11 protein-coding genes are annotated in these 9,318 nt (G+C 62.9%); 5 read left to right on the top strand and 6 right to left on the bottom strand.

The features are described from left to right. The 3 genes from EN879_RS13220 to EN879_RS40590 all read right to left on the bottom strand — a co-directional run. A partial coding sequence (locus EN879_RS13220) for a pitrilysin family protein (protein ID WP_164774398.1) occupies positions 1 to 741 on the bottom strand: 741 nt, incomplete at its 3' end. Between the two features lie 14 nt (positions 742 to 755). Further along, on the bottom strand, positions 756 to 2,153 hold the full coding sequence (gene thrC, locus EN879_RS13215; RefSeq protein WP_013532761.1) for a threonine synthase: 1,398 nt from the start codon (positions 2,151 to 2,153) through the stop codon (positions 756 to 758). Between the two features lies 1 nt (position 2,154). Further along, positions 2,155 to 2,283 (bottom strand): hypothetical protein, encoded by a 129-nt coding sequence (locus EN879_RS40590; protein WP_263499029.1) that lies wholly within the window; start codon positions 2,281 to 2,283, stop codon positions 2,155 to 2,157. Between EN879_RS40590 and EN879_RS13210 the strand changes: the two genes are divergently transcribed. Then, complete coding sequence (locus tag EN879_RS13210) at positions 2,282 to 3,013, top strand: hypothetical protein (protein ID WP_013532760.1); 732 nt, start codon at positions 2,282 to 2,284, stop codon at positions 3,011 to 3,013. The two genes, EN879_RS40590 and EN879_RS13210, sit on opposite strands and share 2 nt — an antisense overlap. Positions 3,014 to 3,055: 42 nt before the next feature. On the opposite strand, the gene EN879_RS13205 is transcribed toward EN879_RS13210, so the two are convergent. After that, entirely contained in the window at positions 3,056 to 3,742 is a 687-nt protein-coding gene (locus tag EN879_RS13205; protein WP_013532759.1) for an HAD family phosphatase, read from the bottom strand. A gap of 175 nt (positions 3,743 to 3,917) precedes the next feature. Between EN879_RS13205 and EN879_RS13200 the strand changes: the two genes are divergently transcribed. After that, positions 3,918 to 5,051 carry a site-specific DNA-methyltransferase gene (locus EN879_RS13200; RefSeq protein ID WP_013532758.1) on the top strand — a complete coding sequence of 378 codons (1,134 nt, stop codon included), beginning with the start codon at positions 3,918 to 3,920 and terminating at the stop codon, positions 5,049 to 5,051. A 66-nt stretch (positions 5,052 to 5,117) separates the two neighbouring features. Here the strand turns inward: EN879_RS13200 and EN879_RS13195 are convergent, their stop codons facing one another. Together EN879_RS13195 and mutY are read right to left on the bottom strand one after the other, a co-directional pair. Beyond that, positions 5,118 to 5,729, bottom strand: coding sequence for an HAD family phosphatase (locus tag EN879_RS13195; protein WP_013532757.1), 612 nt, complete (start codon positions 5,727 to 5,729; stop codon positions 5,118 to 5,120). After that, the gene (gene mutY, locus EN879_RS13190; RefSeq protein WP_013532756.1) at positions 5,722 to 6,927 is read right to left on the bottom strand and encodes an A/G-specific adenine glycosylase; all 1,206 of its coding nucleotides are present in this window, start codon (positions 6,925 to 6,927) and stop codon (positions 5,722 to 5,724) included. The genes EN879_RS13195 and mutY overlap by 8 nt, the downstream gene beginning before the upstream one ends. A gap of 53 nt (positions 6,928 to 6,980) precedes the next feature. Between mutY and EN879_RS13185 the strand changes: the two genes are divergently transcribed. The 3 genes from EN879_RS13185 to EN879_RS13175 all read left to right on the top strand — a co-directional run. Next, positions 6,981 to 7,481 (top strand): DUF721 domain-containing protein, encoded by a 501-nt coding sequence (locus tag EN879_RS13185; RefSeq protein WP_013532755.1) that lies wholly within the window; start codon positions 6,981 to 6,983, stop codon positions 7,479 to 7,481. 163 nt (positions 7,482 to 7,644) lie between these two features. Further along, positions 7,645 to 8,388: a DsbA family protein gene (locus EN879_RS13180; RefSeq protein WP_013532754.1), complete on the top strand. Its 744-nt coding sequence runs from the start codon at positions 7,645 to 7,647 to the stop codon at positions 8,386 to 8,388. A 105-nt stretch (positions 8,389 to 8,493) separates the two neighbouring features. Further along, a partial coding sequence (locus EN879_RS13175) for a chromosome segregation SMC family protein (protein WP_164774397.1) occupies positions 8,494 to 9,318 on the top strand: 825 nt, incomplete at its 3' end.

Raw genomic sequence — 9,318 nt, 5'->3', positions numbered from 1 at the left:
GGCCCGGCCTTCGAACCCCAGCACGATCTGCGCGTCCATCAGGTCGCGGTCCTCGCGAAAATCGCCGCCGACATATTGCGCATATTGCGGGATGGTGCTGTCGGCCTTGCTGCGGAAGCCGCCGAGCTGCTTTTCGACCTCGCGCACGAAATTGTCATGCTTGATGTCGCCGGCGGCGACAATCACCATGCGCTCGGCGCCATATTGCCGCTCTATGAAGTCGTGAAGTTGTTTCGAGGTGAAGGACTTGACCGTTTCGGGCGTGCCGAGAATGGAGCGCCCAATCGTCTGATGGCGATAGGCGGTTTCCGTGAAACGGTCGAAGACGATGTCGTCGGGCGTGTCGTGCGCGGCGCCGATCTCCTGCAGGATCACATGCTGTTCGCGTTCGAGTTCCTGCGGGTCGAATTCGGACTCCTGCAGGATGTCGGCAAGAATGTCGACGGCTAGCGGCACGTCGTCGGAGAGCACCCTGGCATAGTAGGAGGTGGTCTCGACGCTGGTGGCGGCGTTGATTTCGCCGCCGACGTCCTCGATCTCCGAGGCGATTTCGAAGGCGCTCCGCCTTTTCGTGCCCTTGAACGCCATGTGCTCGAGCAGATGGGCCATGCCATGCTCGTCGTCACGTTCATTGCGGGCACCCGACTTCACCCAGGCACCAAGGGCAACCGATTCGATGCTTTGAAGGGTTTCGGTGGCGACTGTCAGGCCGTTCGACAGACGGCTTACCTCAACACCCATATGGCTACTACTCCCTAACGCGCCGCCCGCGCGCGGCGGCCGACGTAATCTTCCACCATTTTCAGGTCGGATGGAAGTACCGTGTATTTTTCCTCCGATGTCATCAACCCACCTAGCCATGCGGGCAGTGCGGGCGACACGCCGCTGGCGGCTTCGACGGCGGCCGGGAATTTTGCCGGGTGTGCTGTACCCAGCACCACCATCGGCACGGCGCCTGACGCCTTGCCTGCGGCGACATGCACGGCTGCCGCAGTGTGCGGATCGAGCAGATAGTTGCTGGTCGCGAGCGTCGAGCGGATGGTGGCGGCGACCTCGTCCATATCAGCGCGGCCGGCGTCGAATTCGGACCGCATCCCGGCGATTTGGTGGGGTTCGATGGTGAAAGCACCGGACTGCTTCAGGCCGTCCATGTAGCGCCGCACGGTCGCGGCGTCACGGCCGGAGGCCTCGAACAGCAAGCGTTCGAAATTCGACGACACCTGGATATCCATCGACGGCGACGTGGTCGCAAAGACGCCCTTGGTGCGGTATTCGCCGGTCGAAAAAGTGCGCGCCAGGATGTCGTTGTCATTGGTGGCAATGACCAGCCGATCGATCGGCAAGCCCATCTTCTTGGCGGCATAGCCGGCAAAGATATCGCCGAAATTGCCGGTCGGCACGGTGAAGGAAACCGGCCTGTCCGGCGCGCCGAGCGACAGCGCCGAGGAGAAATAATAGACGATCTGGGCCATGATGCGGGCCCAATTGATCGAATTGACGCCCGAAAGCGCCACCCGGTCGCGAAAGCCGTGATCGTTGAACATGTCCTTGAGCAGGCCCTGGCAATCGTCGAAATTGCCTTCGATCGCCAGCGCATGGACATTTGCAGCCGTCGACGTCGTCATTTGCCGCTGCTGCACCGGCGAGACGCGGCCATGCGGGAAAAGGATGAAGATGTCGGTCCGGCTGCGACCGGCAAAGGCATCGATGGCAGCCCCGCCGGTATCGCCCGAGGTGGCGCCGACGATGGTGGCGTGCTGGTCGCGTTCGGCAAGCACATGGTCCATCAGCCGGGCCAGAAGCTGCATCGCCACGTCCTTGAAGGCGAGCGTCGGCCCGTGGAAGAGTTCCAGGACGAAGGTGTTGGGGCCGGTCTGCACCAGCGGGCAGACAGCCTCGTGGCGGAAGGTGGCATAGGCTTCGCGGACCAGCCGCTCGAAGACGGGCGCCGGGATTTCGCCGCCAAGGAACGGCGACAGCACGCGGATGGCAAGGTCGGGATAGGCAAGGTCGCGCATGGCGCGGATCTCGGCGGCGGAAAACTGTGGCCACTCGCGCGGCACGTAGAGCCCGCCGTCGCGCGCCAGCCCAGCCAGCACGGCGTCGGAAAATCCAAGAACGGGGGCTTCCCCGCGGGTACTCACATAGTGCATGTCACAATTCCGTTACTGCCTGGCTTTTTCCGTCCACCGCAAGGTGGTTAATTCTGCACTGGCTCAGTCGCATTTTTGCCGCGCGGTTGATATACGTCACCAGCTTTGCGAGAGGGAAGTGCAGTTTCATGGCGTTTCGTACATTCAGTGGTCGCTTTTTGGCGGGTCTTGCGCTCACCGGCTTTATGCTTGCCGCCGCCGGCTGCCAATCGGGCGACAATGGCATCCTGAACCTCGGCATCGGCAAGAAGGAGGACCCGACGGCGCCACCGCCGCCGCAGGATCCCAAGATCCTGGCCAGCCAGTTGCAGGCCTATTGTCCCAGGGTGACCGTGCGCGACGGCACGGCCTTCTTCAACACCTATTCCAGGGAAGCTCAGAAGCCCAAGCCCAGGATCAAGAAGACCGGCGATGCCGCGCAGGATGCCGCGGCCCAGGCCGAGGCTGACGCCGCTGCTGCAACGCCGCCCGACGATTCGGCCAATATCATCTACCAGGCGTCGGTCAGCGACGTGACACGCGACTGCAGCCGTGCCAACGGCCAGTTGGCGATGAAGATTGCGGTCGCCGGCAAGATTGTCCCCGGACCGAAGTTTTCTCCAGGCACGATCACCATGCCGATCCGAACGGCGGTGATGCACGGCACCCAGGTCCTCTATTCGCAGCTCCACCAGTATCAGGTCCAGGTCACCGATCCTTCCGTTGCCACGCAGTTCGTCTTCACCGATTCCAATGTCGTCGTGCCCGAGCCGACGGCCCAGGATTATCAGGCCTTTGCCGGCTATGACGAAACCGCGCATCAGGCAACGGCCAACAAGTCGAAGAAGACCCGCCGCAAGAGGGCTGCCGCGACGAACTAGGTCTCGGCAGTTGCATGAGGCGTGCGTCGCGGCGCACGCTTCTCAGGCGTCCGACCACTCCGACAGCGCGGCGATCACGCTTTTCAACTCTGCCCAGCGGCGGATCACCGTTTCGGCGCCGGCCTCGGTGAGCGCGTCGGCATGGCCGGGATAACTGTGTCCCGCGCCGGTGAAGCCGATCACCCGCATGCCCGCCGCCCTTGCGCCGTGGACGCCGTGCACGGAATCCTCGATGACGAAAGTGTTCGCCGGGTTGGCGTTGAGTTTCTCCGCCGCGAACAGGAACACGTCCGGCGCCGGTTTCGTTTTCGCGGTCGGTGTTTCCATCGCCGAAAAAATCCGGTCGGTGAAAAACGGCAGAAGATGCACCTTTTCCAGCATGAATTCGATCCTCTCGGAGCGTGAATTCGAGCAGACGCAGCGCGGCACGGTTACCGCGGCAACGGCCTCGCGCGCGCCATCGATGGCGCGGACGTCACTGCGCAGTTTGCGGTCGACCAATTGTTCCTCCCTGTCGATCAGAGAGGCTTGGAAGGGAATGCGGGACTTTTCCTCGACCCGCAGCATGATGTCCTTGAAGGTCAGGCCGGCATAGCTCTCCGAAATCTCCTCAGCCGATATCTCGTATCCGGCCAAGGTCAAAAGCTCGGCGTCGACGCGGGCGGCGATGATCTCGGAATCGACGAGCACGCCGTCGCAATCGAAGATGACAAGGTCTGGCTGGGGCATGGTGATCCGGACAATGGGAGGGCGAAGTGGCCTCGGAAGGCTCAGGCGGCGCGGCATACACCAACAGGGCCGCCTTCGCAAATTCGCCACACCAGTCCCTTGCCTTCACGGAATATTTACGCTGATCGGTAACCATAACCAGGAGTAAACAGTAACGCGTGCCTTGGGTGTCAGAATGTCTGCCGTGCGTCTTCTCGACGAGCTTTCCCACGCTCCCCAGCAATCCGAATGGCTGGACACGATCCTCAAGGGCGACTGCGTCGCCGCGCTAGACCGGCTGCCCGAAAAATCGATCGACGTCATCTTCGCCGATCCGCCCTACAATCTGCAGCTCGACGGCGACCTGCACCGCCCTGATCAGTCGAAGGTCGACGCCGTTGACGACGATTGGGACCAGTTCGAGAGTTTCGAGGCCTATGATGCTTTCACGCGTGCCTGGCTGCTGGCGGCGCGCCGGGTGCTGAAGCCCAACGGCACCATCTGGGTCATCGGCTCCTATCACAACATCTTCCGTGTCGGCGCCAAGATGCAGGATCTCGGCTTCTGGATCCTAAACGACGTCGTCTGGCGCAAGACCAACCCAATGCCGAATTTCCGCGGCCGCCGCTTCCAGAACGCGCATGAGACGATGATCTGGGCCACGCGCGACCAGAAGGGCAAGGGTTACACCTTCAACTACGAAGCCATGAAGGCGTCCAACGACGATATCCAGATGCGCTCCGACTGGCTGTTTCCGATCTGCACCGGCGGCGAGCGGCTGAAGAACGACAATGGCGACAAGCTGCACCCGACGCAGAAGCCGGAAGCGCTGCTTGCCCGCATCATGATGGCCTCGACCAAACCGGGCGACATCGTGCTCGATCCGTTCTTCGGCTCCGGCACCACCGGCGCGGTGGCCAAGCGCCTCGGCCGCCATTTCGTCGGCATCGAGCGCGAGCAGGCCTACATCGACGCCGCCAACGAGCGCATCGACGCGGTGCGGCCGCTGGATGGTGCCGATCTCACCGTTCTCACGGGCAAGCGCGCCGAGCCGCGCGTTGCCTTCGTCAGCCTGATCGACACCGGCCTGATGATGCCGGGTGCGACGCTCTACGATGCCAAGAAGCGCTGGGCGGCCAAGGTGCGGGCCGACGGCACGGTGGCGATCGGCGACAGCGCCGGTTCGATCCACAAGGTCGGCGCCGAAGTGCAGGGGCTGGATGCCTGCAACGGCTGGACCTTCTGGCATTATGAGCGCAGCGGTGGCCTGACCCCGATCGACGAGCTTCGCCGCATCGCGCGGCTCGGCATGGAGCGGGCAGGGGCCTGAGCCCCTGCCAATTGCTTCGAATGCCTTTGATTCAAAGGCTCAACGGATCGCGCGAAGCGATTCAAATCAGGCCTTGATTCCGAGACGTTCAAGGTCTGCTTGAAGCGTCCTTGCGTCGGTGAACAGCACCGATTGCCAGCCTGCCGCCTTGGCGCCGTCGACATTCTTCTGGCTGTCATCGATGAACAGCGTCGCGGCCGGTTCGAGGCCGAATGCGGCGACGTGGTGATCGTAGATGGCTCGGTCGGGCTTGATCTGGCGAATATCGGCCGACACCGTCACGCCGCGCGGACGATTGAGGAAATCGAAGCGCTCGCGGGCCTCGGCCAGCGTGTCGCTGGCGAAATTGGTCAGCATGGTCACGTCGTGGCCGCTCTCGATCAGACCGACCATGATGGCGACGCTGTCCTCATAGGCATGCGGCACCATCTCGTGCCAGTGGCGGCGGAAACCGCGGATGTTTTCCGCGTGATCGGGATGGTCCGCGATCAGCAGCGCCTCGGCCTCTTCCCAGGTCCGGCCGCGATCCTGCTCGATGTTCCAATCATGCGTGCAGACATTGTCGAAAAACCACTTTCTCTCTTCGGCATCCGGAATGAGGCGGCTGAACGGAATGTTGGGATCGTAGTGGATCAGCACGCGGCCGATATCGAAAACGATGTGGCGTATTTCAGTCATGGGGCCTCTTTGCACTGTGTGGCGACGGCTTTTTCGTCGCGCCGGGTATCGCAGCCTCGATTGCCTTTTTCATGACAGTCGGCAGCGCCTCGCCGGAAATCTCGTGAGCGAGCGACCAGAAATGCCCGTCTGGCGCATCACCTTTGATGTGAGCGTGAAAGACTTCGAGTTCGAGAGCGAAATGCGTGAAGACATGCGCAATGCGGCCCGCATGCCGCCAGTCGGCGGGAAACGGCGCGGCCGCTTGCGTGGTTGCCCCATCGATCCGCGCGGTCCAGCCTGTCGTCGGCACCTCGGTCATGCCGCCGAGCAAGCCCTTCTCGGCCCGTTTGCGCAGAAGGATGGCGCCGTCGGCCCGTACGGCGACAAAGGCCGCGCCGTGCCGCTGCGGCTTGTCGGCCTTGGGCAGGCGCACCGGGAAGTGCTCGGGATCGCCTGAAACGACCGCGTCGCAGTCTTCGCGCAGCGGGCACAGCATGCAGCGTGGCCGGCGTGGCGTACAGATGGTGGCGCCGAGATCCATCATCGCCTGGGCGAAGTCGCCAGGCCTTATCCCGGGCACCATGCGCTCGACATGGGCGCGGATCTCGGGCTTGGCTTCGCTGAGCGGGGTTGTGATCGAAAACAGCCGGGAGATGACACGTTCGACATTGCCGTCGACAACCGCGGCGGGGCGGTCGAAGGCAATCGCCGTGATGGCCGCCGACGTATAGGCGCCGATGCCGGGCAATTCTCTCAAACCAGTCTCCGTGTCGGGAAACCGGCCGCCACGCGCAGCCACAAGATCGGCACAGGCCTTGAGATTGCGGGCGCGGGAGTAGTAGCCGAGCCCGGCCCAGGCCTTCATCACGTCCTCCGCTGGCGTCGCGGCCAGCGCCTCGACATCGGGCCATTTCTCGACGAAAATCCGGAAATAGGCCTTCACTGCTTCGACGGTGGTCTGCTGCAGCATGACCTCGGAGAGCCAGATGCGGTAGGGATCAGGCCGCACGCCGCGTGCATGCTCACGGGGCGTGATGCGCCACGGCAATTCACGGTGATGCACATCATACCAGCCGAGCAGGCGGGATGCGATATCGTCGCTGACACCGGATGCAGCTGTGCTGCTATCTCCAGATGCAGCTATGCTGCTATCTGCGGATGTGGCTTTGCCACTATCCCAGGATGCGGTCTTGCGGGTCTGGTCTGCTGGTGCCATTGATCTTGTATTGGCCTGGCCGGTATCTGCTGGGTCGTCGCTGGAGGACGTACATGGCAGGGAGAACGCCCTACGGCAATCCCGTCCCGGTCAGCGATCTCGCGACCAGGATCCTCGATCCGGTGCTGCGCAAGCGGGCCGGCATTTCGATCGGCCTCGTCCAGTCATGGGACGAGATCGCCGGCCCACGGCTGGCCAGCCACTCGCGCCCCGAAAAAATCCAGTGGCCGCGCCGTATGCATGAGGACGATCCGTTCGAGCCGGCCGTGCTGGTCATTGCCTGCGAAGGCATGGCGGCACTTCATCTGCAGCACGAGACGGGCGAGATCATCAACCGGGTCAACGCCTTCCTCGGCTTCACCGCCATCAACCGCATCAGGATCCTGCAGAAGCCGGTGACAGCCGACAAAGGAAAGCGCAGACCGGCCCTGAGACCGCTGACCGCGGCTGAGAAGACGAAATTGTCGGGGACTGTCGGCCTGGTCGATAATGAAGGACTGCGCGCCTCGCTGGAGAAACTTGGCGCGACCATTATTGGGGAGAGAAAATCATAGGCGTCTTGAAGAAAGTCATGGATTCGTCGTCTATATCTCGCATTCGTGATCGCCCTTGTCAGGTTTCGCGATTGGATTGGGGATCGAGATGCCTTAATTCGCGCCAACTCTCGCCTTTTCGTGTCTTTGCATTGCAAAATCCAACCCTTGTCAGGTGATTCGTATGAACCGTCCCCCGTTTGGCCAAAGCTTGTCTCGCAGAAACGTCCTGTCTTCGCTGGCCGCCATTCCGGCGGTGGCCCTGCTCGCGGCCTGCAGCGACTCTGGCGAGGAGGCGAAGGCTGCGAATGTGAAGCCCGCTGAGCCGGCCGCTCCCGCAAAGCCGGCCACGCCGGCCGCCGCCACCGCGCCGGAAGCCCAGGGCACCGTGGACATGACGGAACTGATGAAGCCGGGCGCGCTGCCCGACAAGCAGCTTGGCAAGGACGACGCCAAGGTCACCATCGTCGAATACGCCTCGATGACCTGCCCGCATTGCGCGCATTTCGCCGAGACCACCTTTCCGGACCTGAAGACCAAGTACATCGACACCGGCAAGGTTCGCTACATCCTGCGCGAATTCCCGTTCGACCCGAGCGCCGAAGCCGGTTTTATGCTGGCGCGCTGCGCCAAGGATAACTATTACCCCATGGTCGACGTCCTGTTCCGGCAGCAGGCGAACTGGGTTGGCGTCCAGAATACCAAGGATGCGCTGCTGCAAATCTCGAAGCTCGCCGGTTTTACACAGGAGTCCTTCGAGGCCTGCTTGACGGACCAGAAACTTCTGGACGATGTGAGATCGGTCCAGAAGCGCGGCGCCAATGAATTCAAGGTCGACTCGACACCGACCTTCTTCATCAACGGTAAGACCTACAAGGGGGCGATGTCGATTGAGGAAATGTCGGCCATCATCGACCCTCTGCTCTGACGTCCAGTCAGCCCTGAGGCGGCGGCGCTTCGGCGTGCGCGGCTTCTCGTTGTGCTGCGAATTCCTTTCGCAAAACCACGGAAATCCGCTTAGCGGGCGGCGCGAATGAAGTTTTCGCGCCTTCGCCTCCTTGGTTTCAAATCTTTCGTCGAGCCTGGCGAGTTCGTCATCGAACGCGGCCTGACCGGCATTGTCGGGCCCAATGGCTGCGGCAAGTCGAACCTTGTCGAGGCGTTGCGCTGGGTGATGGGCGAAAGCTCCTACAAGAATATGCGCGCGTCCGGCATGGACGACGTCATCTTCTCCGGCTCGGGCACGCGTCCGGCGCGCAACACCGCCGAAGTGACGCTCTTCCTCGACAACAGCGACCGCTCGGCGCCCGCTGCCTTCAACGATGCCGACGAACTGCAGGTGTCGCGCCGCATCGAGCGCGAGGCCGGTTCGCTTTACCGTATCAACGGCAAGGAGGCCCGCGCCAAGGACGTGCAGCTTCTGTTCGCCGACCAGTCGACCGGTGCGCGTTCGCCGTCGATGGTCGGCCAGGGCCGCATCGGCGAACTGATCCAGGCCAAGCCCCAGGCACGCCGCGCCCTGCTCGAAGAGGCGGCAGGCATTTCCGGCCTGCACACCCGCCGCCACGAGGCAGAACTGCGGCTGAAGGCGGCCGAACAGAACCTGGAACGGCTGGACGACGTCGTCGGCGAGCTGGAAAGCCAGATCGAAAGCCTGAAGCGCCAGGCGCGCCAGGCGTCCCGCTTCAAGAACCTGTCGGCCGATATCCGCAAGGCAGAAGCGACGCTGTTGCATCTGCGCTGGACGCTGGCCAAAACCCAGGAAGGCGAGGCGCGATCGGCGCTGGCGGTTGCCACGGCACTGGTCGGCGACCGCGCCGCGGCCCAGATGGCCGCCGCCAGGGAGCAAGGCATAGGC

The organism is Mesorhizobium sp. M7A.F.Ca.AU.002.02.1.1 (genome assembly GCF_003998535.1).
Lineage (GTDB): Bacteria > Pseudomonadota > Alphaproteobacteria > Rhizobiales > Rhizobiaceae > Mesorhizobium > Mesorhizobium ciceri.
Note: the sequence above shows the minus strand (reverse complement) of the source record. Positions and strands in the feature narration are given on the sequence as shown.